At 74.7% G+C, this 19,851-nt stretch carries 16 protein-coding genes and 1 pseudogene; 9 read left to right on the top strand and 8 right to left on the bottom strand.

Annotation, left to right across the window (positions count from 1 at the left end; translation table 11 throughout):
* Nucleotides 1-131: 131 nt before the first annotated feature.
* The 4 genes from ACZ4UX_RS19575 to ACZ4UX_RS19560 form a co-directional block, all read right to left on the bottom strand.
* Nucleotides 132-1,652, bottom strand: a complete 1,521-nt coding sequence (locus tag ACZ4UX_RS19575) for a serine hydrolase domain-containing protein (protein WP_465707548.1) — start codon at nt 1,650-1,652, stop codon at nt 132-134.
* A gap of 53 nt (nt 1,653-1,705) precedes the next feature.
* Entirely contained in the window at nt 1,706-2,494 is a 789-nt protein-coding gene (locus tag ACZ4UX_RS19570; RefSeq protein ID WP_465707547.1) for a hypothetical protein, read from the bottom strand.
* 141 nt (nt 2,495-2,635) lie between these two features.
* The gene (locus tag ACZ4UX_RS19565; RefSeq protein WP_465707546.1) at nt 2,636-3,988 is read right to left on the bottom strand and encodes a carotenoid oxygenase family protein; all 1,353 of its coding nucleotides are present in this window, start codon (nt 3,986-3,988) and stop codon (nt 2,636-2,638) included.
* Between the two features lie 49 nt (nt 3,989-4,037).
* Entirely contained in the window at nt 4,038-5,504 is a 1,467-nt protein-coding gene (locus ACZ4UX_RS19560) for an MFS transporter (protein WP_465707545.1), read from the bottom strand.
* A gap of 724 nt (nt 5,505-6,228) precedes the next feature.
* On the opposite strand from ACZ4UX_RS19560, the gene ACZ4UX_RS19555 reads away from it, so the two are divergent.
* The 6 genes from ACZ4UX_RS19555 to ACZ4UX_RS19530 all read left to right on the top strand — a co-directional run bounded on the left by ACZ4UX_RS19555 (nt 6,229) and on the right by ACZ4UX_RS19530 (nt 13,374).
* A complete protein-coding gene (locus ACZ4UX_RS19555) occupies nt 6,229-7,206 on the top strand; it encodes a glycosyltransferase family 2 protein (protein ID WP_396489432.1) in 978 nt (325 codons plus the stop codon).
* Nucleotides 7,203-8,666: an NAD(P)/FAD-dependent oxidoreductase gene (locus ACZ4UX_RS19550; RefSeq protein ID WP_465707544.1), complete on the top strand. Its 1,464-nt coding sequence runs from the start codon at nt 7,203-7,205 to the stop codon at nt 8,664-8,666. Before ACZ4UX_RS19555 ends, ACZ4UX_RS19550 begins: the two co-directional genes overlap by 4 nt.
* The gene (locus ACZ4UX_RS19545; protein ID WP_465707543.1) at nt 8,659-10,077 is read left to right on the top strand and encodes an aspartate aminotransferase family protein; all 1,419 of its coding nucleotides are present in this window, start codon (nt 8,659-8,661) and stop codon (nt 10,075-10,077) included. The genes ACZ4UX_RS19550 and ACZ4UX_RS19545 overlap by 8 nt, the downstream gene beginning before the upstream one ends.
* Nucleotides 10,077-10,547: a hypothetical protein gene (locus ACZ4UX_RS19540; protein WP_465707542.1), complete on the top strand. Its 471-nt coding sequence runs from the start codon at nt 10,077-10,079 to the stop codon at nt 10,545-10,547. Before ACZ4UX_RS19545 ends, ACZ4UX_RS19540 begins: the two co-directional genes overlap by 1 nt.
* Entirely contained in the window at nt 10,544-12,040 is a 1,497-nt protein-coding gene (locus ACZ4UX_RS19535; RefSeq protein ID WP_465707541.1) for a GMC family oxidoreductase N-terminal domain-containing protein, read from the top strand. The genes ACZ4UX_RS19540 and ACZ4UX_RS19535 overlap by 4 nt, the downstream gene beginning before the upstream one ends.
* 107 nt (nt 12,041-12,147) lie before the next feature.
* Nucleotides 12,148-13,374, top strand: coding sequence for an MFS transporter (locus ACZ4UX_RS19530; protein ID WP_465707540.1), 1,227 nt, complete (start codon nt 12,148-12,150; stop codon nt 13,372-13,374).
* Between the two features lie 272 nt (nt 13,375-13,646).
* Here the strand turns inward: ACZ4UX_RS19530 and ACZ4UX_RS19525 are convergent, their stop codons facing one another.
* Nucleotides 13,647-15,194, bottom strand: a complete 1,548-nt coding sequence (locus tag ACZ4UX_RS19525) for an MFS transporter (protein WP_465707539.1) — start codon at nt 15,192-15,194, stop codon at nt 13,647-13,649.
* A gap of 171 nt (nt 15,195-15,365) precedes the next feature.
* Complete coding sequence (locus tag ACZ4UX_RS19520; protein WP_465707538.1) at nt 15,366-16,199, bottom strand: EamA family transporter; 834 nt, start codon at nt 16,197-16,199, stop codon at nt 15,366-15,368.
* A gap of 128 nt (nt 16,200-16,327) precedes the next feature.
* Between ACZ4UX_RS19520 and ACZ4UX_RS19515 the strand changes: the two genes are divergently transcribed.
* Nucleotides 16,328-16,924, top strand: coding sequence for a helix-turn-helix domain-containing protein (locus tag ACZ4UX_RS19515; RefSeq protein WP_465707537.1), 597 nt, complete (start codon nt 16,328-16,330; stop codon nt 16,922-16,924).
* A 58-nt stretch (nt 16,925-16,982) separates the two neighbouring features.
* Here ACZ4UX_RS19515 and ACZ4UX_RS19510 read toward each other — a convergent pair whose 3' ends face one another.
* A complete protein-coding gene (locus ACZ4UX_RS19510; protein WP_465707536.1) occupies nt 16,983-17,684 on the bottom strand; it encodes a hypothetical protein in 702 nt (233 codons plus the stop codon).
* Nucleotides 17,685-18,096: 412 nt separating this feature from the next.
* Nucleotides 18,097-18,705, bottom strand: coding sequence for a hypothetical protein (locus ACZ4UX_RS19505; RefSeq protein WP_465707535.1), 609 nt, complete (start codon nt 18,703-18,705; stop codon nt 18,097-18,099).
* Nucleotides 18,706-18,875: 170 nt separating this feature from the next.
* Between ACZ4UX_RS19505 and ACZ4UX_RS19500 the strand changes: the two genes are divergently transcribed.
* Both ACZ4UX_RS19500 and ACZ4UX_RS19495 read left to right on the top strand, forming a co-directional pair.
* Nucleotides 18,876-19,535, top strand: a complete 660-nt coding sequence (locus ACZ4UX_RS19500) for a class I SAM-dependent methyltransferase (RefSeq protein ID WP_465707534.1) — start codon at nt 18,876-18,878, stop codon at nt 19,533-19,535.
* Nucleotides 19,536-19,690: 155 nt separating this feature from the next.
* Nucleotides 19,691-19,851, top strand: a pseudogene (locus ACZ4UX_RS19495) (PhoH family protein); the annotation flags it as partial.

Genomic DNA, 19,851 nt, shown 5'->3' with positions numbered 1-19,851 from the left:
GGGGGGGGGTGGGGCGGGGGGAGCGGGGGGGTGCGGGGGGAAACGCAGTGAGAGCAGGACGGCAATGAGGTGCGGACCGGCGGGGGGGGGGGTACGGCCCGGGTCCCGGACTGCTCGTCTGCGGGGAGGTGCTACGCGCCCCGCCCCGACCGGGCGGTGGCGCGGACGCCGAAGTGGACGTAGCGGCTGCCGTCGGCGAGGGCGTAGAACACCACCGGTATCCACGCGTCCTTCTCGTTGCGGCGGCCGGCGTAGACCGTCTTCGCCGGGGTGGCCGAGACCGGGGTCAGGTGCCAGGTCAGCGGGTCGAAGGTGCCCGCCAGGCCGTCCGCCCCCTCGTACGTGAGGCGCAGCGTGCCCGGGCCGGCGTCGCCGTCGGCGATGGTCATCAGGAAGCCCTCGCGCCGGTAGCTGCCGAGGAACGGTCCCGTCTCCACGGCCACGGGTTCGGCGGCCGGTGCGAACCCCGGCATGGTGACGCCGGCGAGTTCGGCGCAGAGTTCGCGGCAGAGCGTCTCGAAGACCTTGGGCGCGGCGCCGCCGCCGTTGGTCAGCAGGGCGATGGCGAGGCCCTTCTCCGGGATGGCGCGCAGGTAGGCGAGCTGGCCGAAGGTGCTGCCGTCATGGCCGAAGCCGCGTGCGCCGTCCCACTCGAACAGGCCCCAGCCGAGGCCCCAGTGGGCGCCGAGGAACCACTGGTCGGGCATCTCGACCTCGCGGGTCAGCATCGCGTCGACCACGGCGGCCGGGAACACCCGCGTGCCGTCCGGCGCTTTGCCCCCGTCCACAAAGACGCGGGCGAACCGGGCCACGTCGGCTGCGGTCGCGCTGATCCCGCCGTACGGGCCGGCCGAGCGGGGCAGCATGTTCCAGAGCGGCGTGGGGACGGGGGTCTCGCCCGGTTCGCCCATGTGCCCCATGGCGGCGCGGAAGCGCAGCACCTCCTCGGGCAGGGTCATGGTGTGCTCCAGCCCGAGCGGGGTGAGGAGCAGTTCCCTGAGCGCCTCGTCCCACGTCCCGCCGGTGACCACCTCGACGATCCGGCCGAGGACGTTGTAGGCGGTGCTGGAGTAGGACATGGTGACGCCGGGCGGGTTGGTCAGGCCGACCGTCCGCACGCCCTCGACGTACCGGGCCAGGCAGTCGTCTCCGCGCCCGGTGTCGTTGACGTAGTCGCCCTCGATGCCGCTGGTGTGGTTCAGCAGTTGGCGCGGGGTGATCGTCCGGGCGGCCCCGGCGTCGGCGAGCGCGAAGTCCGGCAGGACGTCCGCGACCGGGGCGTCGAGGTCCAGCTTCCCGGCGTCGGCGAGCAGGACCACCAGGGCGGCGGTGTAGCCCTTGCTGACGGAACCGATCTGGAACACGGAGTCCGGGGTCACCGCGACGCCGGTGCCGGTATGCAGGATGCCGGCCGCCACCTCGTGGATCCCGCCGTCGGCGAGGACGGCCAGGGCGGCGCCGGGGATGTGGTGGGCGGCCAGGAGCTCGCCGAGCCGGGCCTGCCAGCGGGCGGTGTCGAACGCCGGGGCGGTTTCCGCCACGCCCAGCGCGCGGTTGACCGTCCGGGTCACGTCGCGGTCGGTCGCTTCGAGGATCCTGGCCACCTCCTGGTCGACGAGCTTCGACACGTCCCGGCGCAGGTCTTCCGACATGCTCTCTCCCTCGTGGTAACGGTGGCCCGGCGCGCGGCGCGCGGCGTCAGCGGCTAACCCGCGTTCCCGGCACGGCGGCCGACGAGGCCGGTCAGCGCGCCGACGGTCCTGCGCGGCGCCTGCCGCAGGTCGCGGTCCGGGTGGAGCACCGTGCGGAACGCGGCCCAGGCGAGCGCCCCCAGGACGAAGCCGTAGGCGGAGACCAGCCCGTGGCCGTTCTCCTGGGCGAACCACATCGCCAGCCCGAGCGCGGGCACACCGAAGGCGAGCAGCCGGTCGATGCGGACGGCCTTGCCGGCCGCGGCCCGGTCGCCCTCGCCACCGGCCCGGCCGAGGCGCTGGTCGGCCCCGCCGTGCAGCAGCAGGGCCGCGGCCAGCGTCGCGCCGAGGAAGTAGGTGGCGCCCGAGCTGCCGGCGAAGTTGCGCGGGTCGGTGCTGTGCGAGGTCTGGCCCCACAGCTTGTCGATCTGCTCGGGCAGCAGGATGCCCGCGGCGAACAGGCCGAGCGTCAGCGGCGCGCCCCAGAACCAGTCGGCGAAGGCCGCGACGACGGCGAGGGTGGCGATGTTCCAGGCCGCGCCGCCGATGCCGCCGTTCTGCATGAAGACCGAGGTGACCACGCGCCACCAGCCGGACTTCGCCGGGTCGGCGTCGAACGCTCCCATCGCCCCCGACCAGCAGAGCTGGAGGGCGACGCCACCGAGCGCGACCGCGGTCAGCGCGACCGCCGCCCAGGGGATCCGCCGCGCGGTCAGCGTGTTCTGGCCGACCAGGGCGAGACCGCCCTTGAACATCAGCACCATCAGTGCCGCCGTGGTCACGTTGAACAGAACGATGTCCATCGTCACCACCCCCCTCCGAGCCGTGTGCGATTTACTGATCATGACAATAGCGCGACCCAGGCCGGTTTCAAACACTGTTTGAAACCGGGGGCCCGGGCAACGGATGAACCGTTGCCCGGGCCGCCGCGCTCGCCGCCGAGGTCACCCCTCGGTCGCGTCCGGGATCCACGAGCCGTGCAGCCCGGCGCTCACCCGCTGCGGCAGGTGGACGGTGGCGATCCGGTCCAGGCCGGAGGCGTCCAGGACCAGCAGCTGGGACGCGTCCTGCTTGAGGTCGGACACGACCGTCAGCAGGTAGCCGTCGTCCTCGCGGGTGGCACCGTCGGCGGGCACGAAGACCGCCTCGCTCGGCAGCCGGGCGTCGCCGACCTGGTGGATCCGCCGGGCACCGGTGGTGCGGTCGTACTTGACGACGCCGTAGCCGCCGAAGCCCTGCTCGTCGGGGAAGGAGATGGCGTACTGGTAGCGGTTCTCGGCGCCGAGGTACCGCTCGTTGAGGGTCGGGAACTCCACCGCGAGGTCGTCGATGATCTGCTCGTCGACCGTACCGGCGGCCAGGTCGACCACCCAGCGGCGGGTGAGCGAGCGGGCGACCGGCTCGGTGCCGCGCCCGGGCGCGCCCACCCACCAGTTCCAGGAGAGCCGGAAGCCCTCGCGGTCCACCGTGGGACCCTCCAGGACGACGCGGCCCCGGCCGTCCTCGTAGGCGTTGCCGACGTGCAGCATGTTGCCCGGCTCGATGGAGAACCAGCGGACGTGGCGGGCCCCGTCGGCGCCGCGCGGCATGATGCCGATGCGGGAGAGCTGGGTGTCGCTCCAGCTGTAGGGGATGCCGGAGTGCTCGGCGGGGTCGAAGGTGACGTTGCCCTCGACGAAGACCACATGGCCGCTGGTGAGCGCGAAGTCGTGCTTGAGGGCGGCACTCGCGCCCGGGACCTCGGCGGTGTGGACGATCTCGCCCTTGGCGTCGGCGACGTGGTACGTCAGGAACGGCGGGAACGGCGAGGAGCCGAAGAAGTGGAGTTCCCCGGTGACCGGGTCCTCCTTGGGGTGCGCGGTCATCGCGGACGTCAGCTTGCCGCCGAAGTCGTAGGCGCCCACGGTGTCGAGCTCCGGGGTGAGTTCGAAGGGCAGGTTGGCCTCGCAGAGCGCGAGGAGGCGCCCGGCGTGCTCGATGATGTGGGTGCCGGCGGCGCTGGCGGTCAGGTCCGGGCCGTGCTCCGTCAGGTAGGGGGCACCGTCCAGGGCGGGGGTCCGCACCCAGCGGTTGCGGTACCACTCGGCGCGGCCGTCCCGCAGCCGGATGCCGTGCACCATGCCGCTGCCCTTGAACCAGTGGGTGGGGGTGACGCCGGGCTTGGGGTTGTGGCCGTTGCGGAGCAGCCGGCCGGTCAGCTCGGGCGGCAGGTGGCCCTCCACGGTCAGGCCGGTGGCGGTGACCTCGTCGACGACGGGGGTGAAGTGACCGGTCAGGTAGGGCTTCTCGGTGCTCATGGCGGGGTTCCTTCTCGGTGGTGACGGATGGTCGGGGGCTGTGCGGTGGTCAGCGACCGGTCAGCGGGAGCGGGACGGCCGTGGCCGCCGGGGCGCGGACCGGGCGGCGGGCCAGGTACCCGGCGAGCGCCGCGCTGACGGCGAGGACGAGGGCGGAGACGAGGAAGGCGGCCCGGTACCCGCTGGTGAGGGCTGCCGCGTGCGACGCTTGGCCGGCGGCGCCGGCGGTGACCGAACCGGCCAGGGTGGCCAGGGCGGCGAGGCCGATCGCGCCGCCGACCTGTCGGGTGGTGTTGACCAGGCCGCCGGCCAGGCCCGCGTCCTGCGGCGGGACGCCGTCCACGGCGAGCGCGGTGAGCTGGACGAAGGCGACGCTCAGACCGAGGCCGACCAGGACGCTGGGGCCGAGGATGTCGGCGAGGTAGCTTCCGTCCGCGTTGATCCGTGACAGCCACAGCAGCCCGGCGGCCTCGGTGAGCAGCGCCGCGGTGACGGTCGCGGTGGCGCCGAGCCGCCGGGCGATCCGGGGCGCCAGCGACGCACCGATCATATTGGCTGCCGCGAGCGGGAGTTGGCCCGCCCCGGTGGCCAGCGGCCCGGATCCGAGCACCTGTTGCTGGTAGAGCGGCAGGAAGAAGAACAGCGCGATCCACACCGATCCCAGCAGCGCCATCAGCAGGTTGCCCGCGGCGACCCGGCCGGTGGTGAGCAGTCGGCGCGGCACCAGCGCGTCGGGGCGGCCGCGTTCGACCACGACGAAGGCCGCGAACAGCGCCGCGGCCGCGCCGAGCGCGCCCAGCACCCGGGTGTCCGTCCAGCCGGCGCCGCGTGCGGTGGTCAGGCCCCAGACGAGACAGGTCAGCGAGAGGGTGACGGTGGCGGTGCCCAGCAGGTCGAACCGCCCCGTCCGCGCGCCGGTCTCCGGTGGCACGAGCACCGCCACGGCGGCCAGGACCAGCGCCGTGCCGAGCGCGACCGAGTGGAAGATCCAGGGCCAGCCCCAGGCCTGGGTGAGGACACCGCCCAGCAGGACGCCGCCCGCTCCCCCCGCGCCGGAGACCGCGCCCCACACGCCCAGCGCCCGGCCACGCCCGGGTCCGGAGGGGAACTGGCCCATCGCCAGGGCGAGCGCGGCCGGCGCGATCGCGGCGGCGGCGAGGCCCTGCGCCGCGCGGGCGGCGATCAGTACGCCCGGGGTGCCGGCCAGGCCGGCCGCCAGCGAGGCCGCCACGAACAGCCCGAGGCCGGACATCAGCACCGGGCGGCGGCCGAGGAGGTCGCCCGCCCGGCCGCCGGCTAGGAGCAGCGCCCCGAAGGCCAGGCCGTAGGCGTTGACCACCCAGGTGGTCCCGCCGTCCGACAGGCCGACGCCGGTGCGGATCTGCGGGAGGGCCACGTTCACGATCGAGGTGGCGAGCATGACGGTGAACTGGGCCGCCGCGAGCGCCGCGAGGGCGGCTCCCGGCCGGGTGGCCCGGGGTCCGGCCCGGTCGGTGTGCGTGTGTGCATCGGTCATGGGCACAGACTCGTGCGGAGCGTTGTCCACTCTCCAGGGCCGGCGGGGACGGGGACTGTTCACTCCTGTCCACCGCTGTCCACCCGGGCCGAGCCGCGGCCGGGCCCGGCCCGGGGGCAAGGGGACGCAGGCAGGGGCGCGGCCCTGCGCGGGGACGCGGCAAGGCGCGACCGCGCAAATGGCGTCGGACACCGCGACGGACGGCGGGTATCCGCCAAGCTGTCCAGCCCCGGCGGCGGTTTCCGGTCCTGATGGCGGGCCCCCGCGGTGGCGCCCGCGCCGCACCTCACGCCCGCGCCGCCCCGTCCGGAGCACCGCCGCCGTTCCGTCGCGCGGCCGGAGCCGCCGGCCGAGGGGGGCACCGACGTGCCTGTTCGCGGCGGGTCCCGTGATTCCGGTCCGGGCGGGCGGCGGTGCGGGGGCACGGAGCGGACCCGGGTGGGGTGGTCCGGCCGGAGGATGGCCGATTCCCGTCGGTGCGGGCCGATGTGATGGTGATTCAACTCTGGAACCCGTGCGGTTGCGTTCGATTGTGTTTACTGTTGGCGCATCGGGCTGCGGGCATTCGGAACCCCCGCTGCAGTGCCGCAGCGGAGCCCCCGTCATGACCTTCCAGGATGACCGAACCGTCGGCGGTTCCGGCCCTGAGACGAACCCAGACCTGAGCGAACAGCGCCACCTTGTTCGAGCGAAATCAAACACACTCGCACAGAGGAGATGTCGCATGCCCACCCGTCATGTCTCACCGAGGACGGCGACCACGGCCCTGGTGACCGTCGTCCTGCCCTGCTTCAACGAGGAATCGGTGCTCCGCGCGACCCACGCCCGGCTGACCCGCGCGCTGCGGCCGGGCCGCCGGGTGACGTACGAGATCGTCTACGTCGACGACGGCAGCACCGACGGCACCTGGTCGCTGCTGGAGGAGTTCGCGGCCGCCTCCGACGGCGTCCGGGCCCTGCGGCTGAGCCGGAACTTCGGCCACCAGGCCGGCTGCCTGGCAGGGCTGCGGGAGGCGGCCGGGGACGCGGTCGTGCTCATCGACGCGGACCTCCAGGACCCGCCCGAGCTCATCCCCGAACTGGTCTCCCGCTGGTGGGACGGCTGGTCGGTGGTCTCGGCCCGGCGCACCGGCCGGCTGGGCGAGGGGGTCGCCAAACGGGCCTCGGCGTTCGCCTACTACCGCCTGCTGCAGGGCATCTCCGGCCATCCGGTGGCCCTGGACACCGGCGACTTCCGGCTGCTCGACCGCGCGGTGGTCGACCTGCTCGACGGCATGGCCGACCACGAGCTCTTCCTGCGCGGGGCGGTCAGCTGGACCGGCCTGCCGGAGACCTCGGTCGAGTACCGCCGCGACCCGCGGGCCTCGGGCGAGTCCAAGTACACGCTGCGCAAGATGCTCGAACTCTCCCGTCGCGGCATCATCTCCGGTTCGGCCGTGCCGGTCCGGGCGACCACCGCGGTCGGCCTCACCGCGATGACCTCCGGCGCCGGTCTCGGCCTGCTCCGGCGCGACCCGAGGACCGCGTGGTCGGCCTTCGCCTTCGGAGCCCAGGCGATCGCCCTCGGCATCCTCGGCGAGTACGTGAACGCCACGCTGCGGCACGTCCAGGACCGCCCGCCCTACGTCGTCCGGGAACGCATCGACCCCGTACCGAGGGCCCACCTGCCCGCGGCGGCGGCCGTCTCGGGGGTGGCCCGGTGACCACCACCGTCGACACCATGCCCGCCCCGGCGGCGCTCGGCCCCGAGGAGCCGGTCGACACCGTGATCGTCGGCGCCGGCTTCACCGGCCTGTCCGCCGCGCTGGAGCTCGCCGCCCGGGGGCACCGCGTCCGCGTCCTGGAGGCGGAGGACGAAGTCGGCGGCCTCGCGGCCTCGTTCGACGTGGGCGGCCGCGACCTGGAGCGCTTCTACCACCACTGGTTCTCCTCCGACACCGACATCCTGCGGCTCTGCGAGGAGCTGGGCATCGCCGACGCCGTGGAACCGCACCTGACCCGTACCGGCCTGTACTACGCCAACTCCATCTTCAAGCTCTCCAAGCCGATCGACGTGCTGCGGTTCACCCCGCTCGCCCTCGGCGACCGGATCCGGCTCGGCCTGCTGGCCCTGCGCGCCGGCCGGGTGCGCAACTGGCGGGAGCTGGAGCACCGCACGGCCGAGGAGTGGCTGATCTCGCTGGGCGGCCGCCGGGTCTACGAGGTGGTCTGGCGTCCGCTGCTGGAGGGCAAGTTCGGCGCCTACGCGTCGCAGGTCGGCGCCACCTGGATGTGGACCAAGCTGCACCTGCGCGGCGGCAGCCGCACCAAGTCCGGCAGCGAGACGCTGTACTACCTGCGGGGCGGCAGCAAGGCGCTGCTCTCCGCCCTGGTCGACCGCCTGACCGCACTCGGGGTGGACGTGCGCACCGGCGTCCCGGTCGACGCCCTGCACGCGGACGGACGCGGCCTGACCGCGGTGTCGGCCGGCGGCCGGCTGCACCCGGCCCGCCAGGTGCTGGTCACCACCGCCCCCGAACAGACCGCCCGCCTGCTGGCGACGCCCGGGGCCGACCATCCGGCCGTCCCGGCGCTGACCAGGCAGCTGCGGCAGATCCGGTACCTGGCCAACGTCTGCCTGGTGCTGGAGAACAACCGCCGGCTCTCCGACACCTACTGGCTGAACGTCAACGACCCGGCCTTCCCGTACGTCGGGGTCATCGAGCACACCAACATGGACGACCCCGGGCGCTACGGCGGCCGCCACGTCGTCTACCTGTCCAAGTACCTGCCCGCCGACGCGGAGCTCTACCGGATGAGCGACCGGGAGGTCTTCGAGTACAGCCTGCCGCACCTGCGGCGAATGTTCCCCGGCTTCGACCGGACCTGGGTCGAGGGCTACCACGTCTGGCGCGCCGAGTACGCCCAGCCGGTCGTCACCCCCGGCTACACCCGCACCATGCCGCCGCTGCGGACCCGCGTCCCCGGTCTCTACCTCGCCGGGATGGCCCAGGTCTTCCCCGAGGACCGGGGCACCAACTACGCCGTCCGCGGCGGGCGGCAGGCCGCCCTCCTGATGGCCGAGCACCTCGAACACGCCGTCCGCGAGCGGCCGCAGCCCTCGCCGGAACCCGGCCGGCGCCAGGAGACGAACCCGAACACCGACGGAGCAGCCCATGAGTGACCTCATCACCTTCGACGAGTGCGCCACCCTCGGGATCGAGCGGATCCACGAGCTGTACGGCGCGCACGTCAGCCGCAGCCAGGTCGCGCTGATCGGCTCCTTCGGCTTCGGCCGCGACCTGGTGGACCACGCCGAGGGCGCCTGGATCCACCTGGTCGGCGGGCGGCGGATCCTGGACTTCACCGGCGGCGTCGGCGTCCTGAACCACGGCCACAACCACCCCCGGATCCTCGCCGTCCGCGACCGCTTCCGGCAGGAGGGCCGGATGGAGGTGCACAAGAACTACTTCTCCCCGTACGTGGCCGCGCTCGGCCACAACCTGGCCGCCCTGCTGCCCGGTGACCTGAACGTGAGCTACTTCCCCAACTCCGGTGCCGAGGCGGTGGAGGGCGCCGTCAAGCTCGCCTACAAGTACCACGGCGGGCGGCGCGGGACGGTGCTGCACACCGACATCGCCTTCCACGGCAAGCTCCTGGGCGCCGGCAGCCTGACCGCCTCCCCGGAGCTCCACTTCCCGTTCCCGGAGATCCCCGGCACCGACTCCTTCGCCTTCGGCGACCTGGACTCCTTCACCGCGGCCCTGGACCGGCACCGCGGGTCCGACGGCGGCTGCGACGTCTACGCGGTGGTCCTGGAGCCGTTCAGCGCGTCCAGCCTGCGCGAGTGCTCCCCGGAGTTCCTGCGCGAGGTGCGCCGGATCTGCACCGAACTCGACGTCGTGCTGGTCTTCGACGAGGTCTACACGGGCTGGGGCCGGACCGGGGAGCTGTTCCACTTCATGCACCACCCCGGCCTGGTGCCGGACGTCCTGGCGATGTCCAAGTCCTTCGGCGGCGGCAAGGCGTCGATCTCCTGCTACGTCGCACGCGAGCCGGTGTTCCGCAGGGCCTACGACAACCTCGCCGACGCGACCCTGCACAGCACCACCTACTACGGCTTCGGCGAGGAGACCGCCACCGCCCTGGAGGCCGTCGCGGTCGCCGTCGACGAGGACTTCCCCGGCCGGGCCGGCCGGATAGGCGCCCAACTGGGCGCCGGGCTCGCTGAGTTGGTCGAGCGCCACCCCCGGCTGGTGGCCGGCACCCGCGGCCGGGGCGCCCTGCACGGCCTCCTCCTGCGCGGCGGACCGCGGATCCCCGACCGGATCCGGGCCGCACTGCCCGGCTCCTTCGCCAAGGACCCCCGGGCGCTGCCCAAACTGCTCACCGCGGCGGTGATCGCCGCGCTCTACCGCGACCACGGCGTGCTGACCTACTACGGCTCCAACCGGGAGATCGCCCTGATCGCCTCGCCCCCACTGGTCGCGGGGCCGGAGGAGGTCGACCTCTTCCTGACCGCCCTGGACCAGGTCCTCGCGCAGGGCGCGAGCCGCCTGCTGGCGGGATTCGTCAAGGAGAAGGTGACCGCCTGATGGCCCGCACCACCGCCCCGACCGCCGCACCCGCCACCGGCCCTGCCCGGCGCTCCGAACCGCGGCGGGGCTCCGACCGGCACGTCGAGCGCGCGCTGCGGGCCAGCGCCCTGCCCGCGTACTGGGCGCGCCACTACGCCTGCCTGCGGGATCCGGCCGCCGGCGCGGCGGCCGAGCGGCACGTGCGGGGCAGCGTCGCGCTCCTCCCGCTGCCCTACCGGCTCGGGTACGCCGCGGCCCTGCGCGCCCTGCCCGCGCTGTTCCGCTGCGCGACCGGCCACAGCCTCGGACTGGCCCCGGCGAGCGCCGACCGCACCGGGATGGCACGGCTCGGCCGCCTCCCCGGGGTGGCCGAGGTCATCCGGGCGAGCACCGCGCTGGCCCTGTACGGCGCCCTCGACGGACACCCCGGCGAGCCCGGCGCCCCCGGTTCCGCTGTCCGGCGCGCGCCCCGGGTGGCCGCCCCGTGACGGCCGCCCTGCCGGGCCTCCCCCTCCCCCGCACGGTCCACGACGCCGACGTCCTGGTGATCGGCTCCGGTGCCGGCGGCGGCACCGTCGCCCGGGACCTCGCGGAGGCGGGTCACCACGTCACCGTGATCGAGGAGGGCCCCCGGGTCGGCACCGCGGAACTCGCCGCCGCCACACCGGCCGAGAACATGCGCAAGCTCTACCGCCAGGGCGGCCTGACACCGATCTTCGGCCGGCCGACCATCGCGTACGGCGAGGGCCGGTGCGTCGGCGGGACGACGGTGGTCAACGGCGGGCTGCTGTGGGAGCCGCCCGCCGCCCTGCTCAACCGCTGGGCCGCCGTCTCGGGCGTCTCCGGCTACCGGGCCGCCGACCTCGCGCCCCACCTGCGGCGGATCACCGAGCGGCTGCGGGTCGGCCCCCAGCTGCCGGACGGCGGCGACCGCGACTCCGTGCTGCTCGCGACCGGGGCCGACCGGCTGGGCTGGCGCTGGCAGCACGCCCACCGCGCCCTGCACGGCTGCCGCCGGAGCAACCGCTGCACCACCGGCTGCACCACCGGCGCCAAGCAGAGCATGGCGCTGACGTACCTGCCGCAGGCCGAGGCGCTCGGCGCCCGGATCGTCGCCGGTACCCGGGCGCTGCGGATCCGCCACGACGGACGCGAGGTCCACGGCGTCCTCACCGTCGACGAGGACGGCCGGCGGGCGTACCACCGGGCCCGGACGGTGTTCCTCGCCGCGGGGCCGATCGGCACCCCGGCCCTGCTGCAGCGCAGCGGGATCCACCCCCACCGGGCCGGCCGCGAGCTGGCCCTGCACGTCAACCTGCGGACGGTGGCCCGCTTCGACGAGCGGGTGTCCGCCCTCGACGGGACCATCTTCACCACCCAGGTCCAGGAGTTCAGCGACCGCGGCACGCTCGTCATGCCGTCCAACCTGAGCCCCGGCAGCCTGGCCGCCGCCCTCGCCGGGCACGCCCCCGAGCTGGTCGAACGCGTCCTCGGCGGGCTCGACCGGACGGCCGTCTACACCACCCAGGTCAGGCTGCGCGGTCGGGCCCGGGTCACGGCCACCCCGCTCGGCGGGGTCCTCCTGCGGCACGGCATGACCGACGAGGACCACCGTGCCCTGCGCACCGCCTTCCACGACACCGCGCGGCTGCTGCTGGCCGCCGGCGCCGTGGAACTGCTCCCCCCGGTCGCCGCCGCCGCGCCGCTGCGCGACCTGGCCGCGGTGGAGGCCTTCTGCGCGGGAGTCGGGCCCGGCGACTGGCAGTTGGTGTCCGTCCACTCGATGGCCTCCTGCCGGATGGGCCGGCCGGACCGGGGCGGTGTGTGCGACGAACTCGGCCACCCGCACGGCTTCCGGAACCTGTACGTCAGCGACGCCGCCGTCCTCCCGGGCGTCACCGGCATCAGCCCGCAGGGAACGATCATGGCCTTCGCCCACGAGATCGCCGCCCGCTTCCTGAACGGCCCGCCCGCGGTCTGATCCACCGCCCGACCCGGTCCCGACTGCCGGGCCGGCCCCCGCCCTCACCGGCCGGGGGCCGGCCCGGCAGCTCCCGTCCCGTACCGTCCCACCCACCGGAGACCCGTGTGCACACCCTCCCCACCCCGCCCGGCACGGCCCTGCGGCCCGACCGGGCGTTCAGCACCCCGGCGGTCGTCGCGTCCTGCGTCGGCTTCGTCCTCATCGGCGCCCTCCAGTCCCTCTACGGACCGGCCCTGCCCGCGCTCCGGCAGGAGTTCGGGCTCTCCCCCTCGGGCGCCGGACTCGCCCTGAGCGCCCACTTCATCGGTGGAGTCACCGGCGTCCTCGCCTTCGACCGGGCGTTCGGCCGGATCGGCAACCGCGCCCTGCTCCGCGCCTCCTACGCCCTGATGGCCCTCGGGAGCCTCGCCTTCGCGTTCTCCCCGAGCTGGCCGCTCGCCCTGCTCGGCGCCCTGGTCACCGGCCTCGGCTTCGGCGGCCTCGACTACGGCCTCAACCAGCTCTTCGCCACCGGCTTCGGCCGGCGCAGCCCGGCCATGCTCAACATCCTCAACGCCCACTTCGGCATCGGCGCGATCGCCGGCCCCGCCCTGATCGGCCTGCTCGGCGCCGACCGCTACCCCGCCGTCTTCACGGGCTGCGCCGTCCTGGCCGCCGCACTGCTGATCCCGCTCACGGGAGTACGCGACCGGACCACCGGGACGGACCACGAACCGACCGAGCAGACCACCGACCGGCCCACGGGCCCACGCGGACGCCGAACCGCCGCCCTGCTCACCGCGTTCGTGGTCCTCTACGTCCTGCACGTCGCGGTGGAGGCCGGCGTCGGCGGCTGGGAGCCCACCCACCTGGAGACGGTCGGCTACAGCGCCGCACTCGCCGCCTCCGCGACCTCCGCCTACTGGCTGATGCTCACCCTGGGCCGCTTCCTGGTCGCGCCACTGACCCTGCGCTGGCCGGAGCCGGCCATCATCGCCGTCAGCTGCGCCGGCATGGCGCTCTGCCTGCTGGCGGCCGTGGTGCCGGGCCTGGCCCCGTACGCGTACGCGGGCGTGGGCCTGTTCATCGCGCCGATCTTCCCCACCGGGCTGCCCTGGCTGCGGCGCGCCGTACCGGCCGCGCGGCGGGCCGGCGCGCTGGTGATCGCCGCGTCCATGGTCGGCGGGGTGGCGGCCGGACCGGCGCTGGGCAGGACCATCGAACTCTTTGAGGTCCGGACGGTGCCGGTCGTCCTGTTCGTCCTGGCCGCGATCTGCCTGGCCGCCACCTGGTGGCTGACCCGGGCGACCGGGAAGGCCTCCGACCGGAGCGCTACCGGATCGTCGGCCTGACGGCGGGTGACAGGACCCGGCGGGGTCCTGTCACCCGGCTCGCGGCGGCCTACAGCAGGGCCTCCGAACCCTGCGGCTCCACGAACCCGACGACCTGCCGCCGCCGGTCGAAGCTCGTGACATTGTTCCCGATCAGCCGCACCGAGGCCGGCCGGCCCTGGCGCCTCGCTCAGCATGCGGGTCGCTCCCTCGCCCCAGTCGCCGTCCCGTGCCTGCCGGTCGACCCGTCCGCGCATGGCGGCCCGGCCGCGTCCGCGCCCTCGGAGCAGCCGCTACCCGGCCGTCGCTTCGGCAGCGGACGTGCCCGTGCCCCGGTCCGCGACCCGGGCGCGGCGGATTCCCCAGCCCACGAGCACCGCGGCCACGGCGGTCAGCACGAGACCGGCGCTGCCGACCGCGTCCAGGAGCTCCGCGCTCCGGTGGGCGTCCCGGTCCGGGGCGGTGAGGTCACCGGTGACGAGCGCCGCGAGAACGGTGCCGCCGACCGCGACGCCGACCGCGGCGGCGACCTCACCGGCGCTGTCCACCAGCGCCGCACCGACCGTCGTCCGGTTCCGGGGGAGGCCGCGCATCACATTGGTCCCGGCGACGACACCGACCACGCGCATGCCGGCCGCGGCGAGGACGAGCGCGACGGCGACCCACGGGTACCCGAAGCGGCCCAGCAGCCCGTAGACGGCCAGTCCGCACACCACCGCTCCGGCGCTCAGCCAGGCGGCCCGGTCGAGACCGACGCGCTGGATCAGCGGGCCGACGAGGGCACCGCCGGCGATGAGGACGACGACCTGCGGCAGCATCCCGAGCGCCGCCCGCGCCGGCGTCCAGCCCAGGTCGAGCTGCAGGTGCAGCGTCACCAGGTAGCCGAGCCCGGCGGTCGCCAGTCCGGCCGCGCCCTTGAAGGCCAGGCCGCTCGACACCAGCGGGCGGGCGACCAGTTCGAGGTCGAGGAGCGGGTGGCGGGCCGACCGCTCGCGGACCACGAAGAGGACCGCCGCCGCGGCCGCCACCGCCGAGGTCAGCCACGGAAGGGGCGAGCGGGCACCCAGCTCGACGAAGAGCGTCGGTGCGACCAGCGCCAGCACGACCGTCGCCGTGCCGAGCAGCGCGCCGGCGGCGTCGACCGGGTCGCGGTGCAGGTCGTCCGCCCGGTCCGCCGGGATGCCGCGCCGGATGCCGAGGTACGCGAGCGCGGCGATCGGCACGTTGACCAGCAGCAGGGTCTGCCACGGGGCGACGGCGAGGACGAGACCGCCCGCCGGGGGTCCGATCGCGAGCCCGACCAGCCCCACCGTCGAGATGAGCGTCGTCGCACGGACGCGCAGGCCGTCCTCGTCGAACAGACGGAACGCCAGGGCGAGCGAGCCCGGCGTCGTCATCGCGGCCGCGATCCCCATCGCCGAGCGGACGGCGATCAGCTGCTCCACCGTGGTGACGAACGCGGTGGCCAGGCTCGCCGCACCGAGCAGCACCAGCCCGACCAGCATGACCCTGCGCTGGCCGACCCGGTCGGCCAGCGCCCCGAGGGCGAGCATGAGCCCGCCGAACACCACGGCGTACGCACTGGTGACCCACTGCAGGGACGTGGCCGAGGCGGACAGCTCGCGCCCGATGGTGGGCAGGGCGACGTTGAGGACCGAGTTGTCGAGCATCTCGAAGAGGAACACGGCGGAGAGCCCGGAGAGGGCGGTCCAGGCCTCGCGGAGGGAGCGCGGCGAGCGGGGACGTTCGGCGGGGGCGGCGAGGCTCTCGGCGGCTTCACGGGGACGTTCGGCGGGGGCAGCAGGGCTCTCGGCGGCTTCACGGGGACGGCGGGTGGGCACGGCGCACTCCTTCGAGGTGAAGAAGTGGCGGCTCGTCGGAGACCGCGTATACGCGCGAGTGGCTCGCGTTTTTACTCCCGGTGCCGCCACCGTAGCACGCGGCCCGGCGCCCCCGGCCCGCTCCTCCGGGGCACCCGGCATGCTCGTCGGCGCGCCCCGGGAGGCGGTCGGTCAGGTCAGCGCGAGCAGGCTGACGGCGACGGCCGCGGCCGCCAGCCCGGCGATTTGCAGACGGTGGATCCGTTCGGCGAGCACGGCCCGGGCGAGCAGGACGGTGCCGGCCGGGTAGAGGGCGGTGATGACGGCGACGACGGCGAGGTCGCCGCTGCGGGCGGCGAGCAGGAACAGCAGGTTCGCCAGGGAGTCCAGCACCCCCGCGGCCGCCGACATCCCGTACGCGGGCCGTTCGCTGCCCAGCCGCCGGTACAGCAGGCCGGCCGCGGTCAGGGTGGCGGCCGAGGAGACGGCCCGACCGGTGAGCAGCGGTGCCAACCCGCTGTCGGAGGGCGCCTGGTGCAGGCAGATCAGCTGCAGGGCGATGGCCGCGCCCGCGCCGAACGCGAGCAGCAGGGCGCCACGCGAGGGCCGGGCCGGGCCCTCGCTCCCGGCGCTCACCAGGACGACCGCGACCAGCGCGAGCGGCAGGCCGACCAGCCCGGCCGCGGAGAGCCGCTCCCCCTGCACGAGGCCGACCCCGACCGGCAGCACGGCGGACACCAGCGCGGTCACCGGCGACAGCACACTCATCGGGCCGATCGCCAGGGTCCGGTAGAGCAGCACGAACGCGGCGGCCGAGGCGATGCCGGAGGCGGCGCCCCAGCCGACGGCGGCGGCGCTGAACGAGGCGCCGAGGAAAGGCCACAGCAGGAGTTCGACCGCCAGGCTGGCGGGGGCCGCGATCATCACGGTGCGCAGGACGTGGGCCTTGCGGGCGCCCATACCGCCCAGGAAGTCGGCGCAGCCGTAGGCGAGTGAACTGCACAGGGCCAGCAGCAGAGCGGTCACAGCACGTCCTTCGATGCCCGTCGTCAATCAGTGGAACGACTTCACGGTACAACAGAATGACCAGGATGGGTTACCGGAACGACCGCGGGGTACATTTGAGCGGACCGAGGGACGAGGAGTGGTAATCGGTGGTCGAGACGGCGGCGGCTCTGCGAACGGTGGCGCGCAACGTGAGGGCGGCCCGGCTGCGGGCCGGCCTCTCCCTGGAGGAACTCGGCCGCCGCGCCCAGGTCAGCAAGGGCGCCCTGGTGGGCCTGGAACGAGCGCAGGGCAACCCCAACCTCGCCACCCTGGTGCGGCTGGCCGACACCCTCGGGATCTCGGTGTCCGCCCTCATGCAGGGCCCGCCCGAGGGACGGGTCCGCGTCGTGGCGGCCGACGCGGTCGCCCCGCTGTGGACCGGCGAGCACGGCGGCTCCGCCCGGCTCATGCTGACCACCTCGGGCCCGGCCCCCGTCGAGGTCTGGCGCTGGCACCTCGAACCCGGCGAGGACTACCCCAGCCACCCCCACCAGGCCGGCGTCGTGGAGACCGTCAGCGTCACCGCGGGCCGGATGACCCTGGTCGTCGACGGCACCGAGCACACCGTCGCGGCCGGCCAGACCGCCACCTTCGACGGCGACGCCCCCCACACCTACCGCGCCTCGGACACCGGCCCCTGCGACCTGATCATGACCGTCCACCTCCCCCCGGGCCCCACCCCGCCCGCCGGCGTGACCGTGTGAACCGGGGCACTCACCGGGACGCGGTACGGCGGTTCGCTCTGGCCGGGGCGCCCGCCTGTCACGTGGCCGTCGGCTGCGGGCTCATCGCACGCTCGTACAGCGCCTCCCGCGCCCGCTTGAGCAGTTCGGCGGCCTTCTTCCGCGACGCCTCCTCCGCCTTGTCGAGCGCGCTCGGGTAGTCCGCGGACATCTCCGAGCCCGCGCTGTAGTCGACGGTGACCGTCAGACGGAGATTGCCGTCGCAGAAGGCCGACCTGAAGGCCAGTTGGTCGACCGGCCCCGGGATGGTGTCGGTGAGCGGGTGCCGGACCGACGACTGGTAGCCCTCCTGGCCGAGCCCCCCGCCGTCGGTCGTCTCGAACTTCCGGGTCTCGGTCGGCTTGGGTCCGCCGAGCGGGGACTTCGCGATGTCCGCCTCGACCTCCAGCCAGTGGCAGCCGCGGGCCGCCTCGAAGACCGTCGCGTCGACGCTCACCCGCCAGTCCTCGGTCGCCGGACCGCCGACGTAGCCGCAGCTGAGCGACTTGGACGGGTCGCTCGCGATCCCGGCGCTCGTCACCGGTATGGAACTCCTCAGCTGCCCCGGCAGGCCGGGATCGCCCAGCACGGCGCAGAGGTCGCCGACCGAGCGGTACCAACCGACCTGCTTGGCCTTGCTCGCACTGCTGCCGCCCCCGCCGCCGCAGGCGGTGAGGAGAACGAGGCCGACGGCCACAAGGGCCGCCGCGCCGGTACCGGAGACTGGGTTTCGACTCGTCATCGCGCCAGGTTAGAGCCCCCATCGGAGTCGCGGGGCCGGAAAACGTCAGCGCGGCCGTCAGCCTCTCCTCCTGGTTCTCGACACACCCGTGGACGGTGACTTCGGCGTTGGGGTGGTTCACCGGGTCGGAGACGGTCAGGCACCCGAAGTCCGGCCAGGTGGTGAGGTAGCCGGACGGCCCCTCACCCCGGCAGATGTGCCGATAGGTTGCCCCTCCTCAGTCGTCGGCGAGCAGTCAGGCCCAGCAACTTCGCATCCCCCGACCGGATCGAGTGGATGCCCGTCGACACCGAACGGGGCCTCACAGTCGCCGCCCACCACAATCACGATCAGAGGGACCACGGCGACGGCGAACGCGACCGGCACAAGACTCTGAAGGAACGATTCGCCCGAGATCACGTGGGGAGCGCGCTCAGCGGGCCACCGTGGAGGGGGTGACGTTCGGCTGCGGGGGGATGGTCATCGGGGGGAGGGTGATCACCGGGCCGATCGGGTGGCAGCCGTCCCAGCTCGGGAGTTGGAGGGGCGGGCAGCTGGTCGGGGGTTTCGGGAGGGTCGGGGTGGGTCGCGGGCCGGGGCTCCACGCGGCGGGCGGGTTCTCCTGGTCCAGGGTCGGCGACGGGGCGGGCACCCGGGTCGGCGCCGGCTTCGGGGCGGCCGCGGTCTTCGAGGGGCGCGGCGGTGCGGCGACCGTGGACCGGGCCGGCGCCGGGGCTGCCGGAGGCCCGGTGGGCGCGGGGGCCCCGACCGGCGGCGGCGTGCTCGTGGCGGCGAGGACGACCTCCGCCGGCGGGGCGGGCTCCGAGGGCGTGGGGCTCGCCGAAGCGGTCGGGCTCGGCGAGGTGTCGGCCGAGGCGCCGGAACCCACCGAGGACCCGGCCGGGACCGGATCGTGCGACCCCCGCAACGCCAGGCCCCCGGCACCGGCCAGACCCAGGACACACACCCCGGCGGCTATTCCGCCGACGAGCCTGCGCCGGTTCACCGGCTTCGCGTCCTGCTCGTCCCTCTCGCCCTGCATTTCCGGCCCCACCTCTGTCTGATACAGCGTCTGAACTGCGCGGATCGTAGCAGCGGGCCCCGCAGCCGGAGAGGACCGGGACGGTGCCCCCACGCGAAGGCCTCCCGCGCGGTTTGCCGGATCGGCAACAGAACTGGCCCACCCGGTGGGCGGCGGGCGAGCGTTGGGGCATGACCGACGACATCGCAGCAACCTCGCCCGCGGGCGAGTACCTCGGGGACCCCGCCGTGCGGACCGAGTGGGACGGCCGGTACGCCGACCGGCAGCAACTGTGGAGCGGCCGCCCCAACGGCGCGCTCGTGGCCGAGGTCGAAGGGCTCACCCCCGGGCGGGTGCTGGACGTCGGCTGCGGCGAGGGCGCGGACGCCGTCTGGCTGGCGCGCGCAGGGTGGGACGTGACCGCGCTGGAGGTCTCCGGCGTGGCGCTGGAGCGGGCGGCCGGGCACGCCCGGGACGCCGGCGTGACCGTTCGCTGGGTGCACGCGGAGCTGGTCGGGGCGGCGCTCCCGCCGGCCTCCTTCGACCTGGTCTCCGCGCAGTACCCGGCCCTGCTGCGCACCCCTGGTGCCGCGGCCGAGCGGGCGCTGCTCGCGGCCGTCGCGCCCGGCGGCGTGCTCCTGCTCGTGCACCACGCGGGCATGGACACCCGGGAGGCACAGGCGGGCGAGTTCGACCCCGCCGACTACGTGTGGCCCGCGATGGTCACCGCGCTCCTCGACGAGGACTGGCAGGTCGAGGTGGACGAGCAGCGGCCGCGCGTGGCACCGGAGGGGGGCGCCGGCGCCCACCACACCGACGACGTGGTGCTCCGCGCCCGCCGGCTGCGCTGAGCCCGTCGCGGCACCTCGCGCCGTCGCCCCCGGGTTCACCCGAACCCGGGGGCGACCTCCCGGCCACTCGGCGTTCCCATGCCTCGCACCCTGCTGGCAGCGCCTCGGGCACCTGCCACACCCCGACCGGCCACCTCGTCCGGCCACCTCGTCCGGGCCGGGCGCTGGGCCGGGTCACCGGCGACGGCCGGGTGCGGCTGGTGCGCGGCGAGCGCGAGGCCTTCGGGCTGCGCGGGCGCAGTGCCGAGCAGCGGGTGGCGCTGGACCTGCTGCTCGATCCGGAGGTGGGCATCGTCTCGATGGGCGGGCGGGCCGG

The organism is Kitasatospora sp. NPDC028961, from assembly GCF_055564815.1.
The sequence above is the reverse complement of the archived record's forward strand: the minus strand, read 5'-3'. Positions and strand labels throughout refer to the sequence as shown.

Excerpts from the sequence above, each read along its gene's own strand:
- ACZ4UX_RS19575 (WP_465707548.1), bottom strand. The coding sequence starts at position 1,652 with ATGTCGGAAGACCTGCGCCGGGACGTGTCGAAGCTCGTCGACCAGGAG.
- ACZ4UX_RS19570 (WP_465707547.1), bottom strand. The coding sequence starts at position 2,494 with ATGGACATCGTTCTGTTCAACGTGACCACGGCGGCACTGATGGTGCTG.
- ACZ4UX_RS19565 (WP_465707546.1), bottom strand. The coding sequence starts at position 3,988 with ATGAGCACCGAGAAGCCCTACCTGACCGGTCACTTCACCCCCGTCGTC.
- ACZ4UX_RS19560 (WP_465707545.1), bottom strand. The coding sequence starts at position 5,504 with ATGACCGATGCACACACGCACACCGACCGGGCCGGACCCCGGGCCACC.
- ACZ4UX_RS19555 (WP_396489432.1), top strand. The coding sequence starts at position 6,229 with ATGCCCACCCGTCATGTCTCACCGAGGACGGCGACCACGGCCCTGGTG.
- ACZ4UX_RS19545 (WP_465707543.1), top strand. The coding sequence starts at position 8,659 with ATGAGTGACCTCATCACCTTCGACGAGTGCGCCACCCTCGGGATCGAG.
- ACZ4UX_RS19540 (WP_465707542.1), top strand. The coding sequence starts at position 10,077 with ATGGCCCGCACCACCGCCCCGACCGCCGCACCCGCCACCGGCCCTGCC.
- ACZ4UX_RS19510 (WP_465707536.1), bottom strand. The coding sequence starts at position 17,684 with ATGACGAGTCGAAACCCAGTCTCCGGTACCGGCGCGGCGGCCCTTGTG.
- ACZ4UX_RS19505 (WP_465707535.1), bottom strand. The coding sequence starts at position 18,705 with ATGCAGGGCGAGAGGGACGAGCAGGACGCGAAGCCGGTGAACCGGCGC.
- ACZ4UX_RS19500 (WP_465707534.1), top strand. The coding sequence starts at position 18,876 with ATGACCGACGACATCGCAGCAACCTCGCCCGCGGGCGAGTACCTCGGG.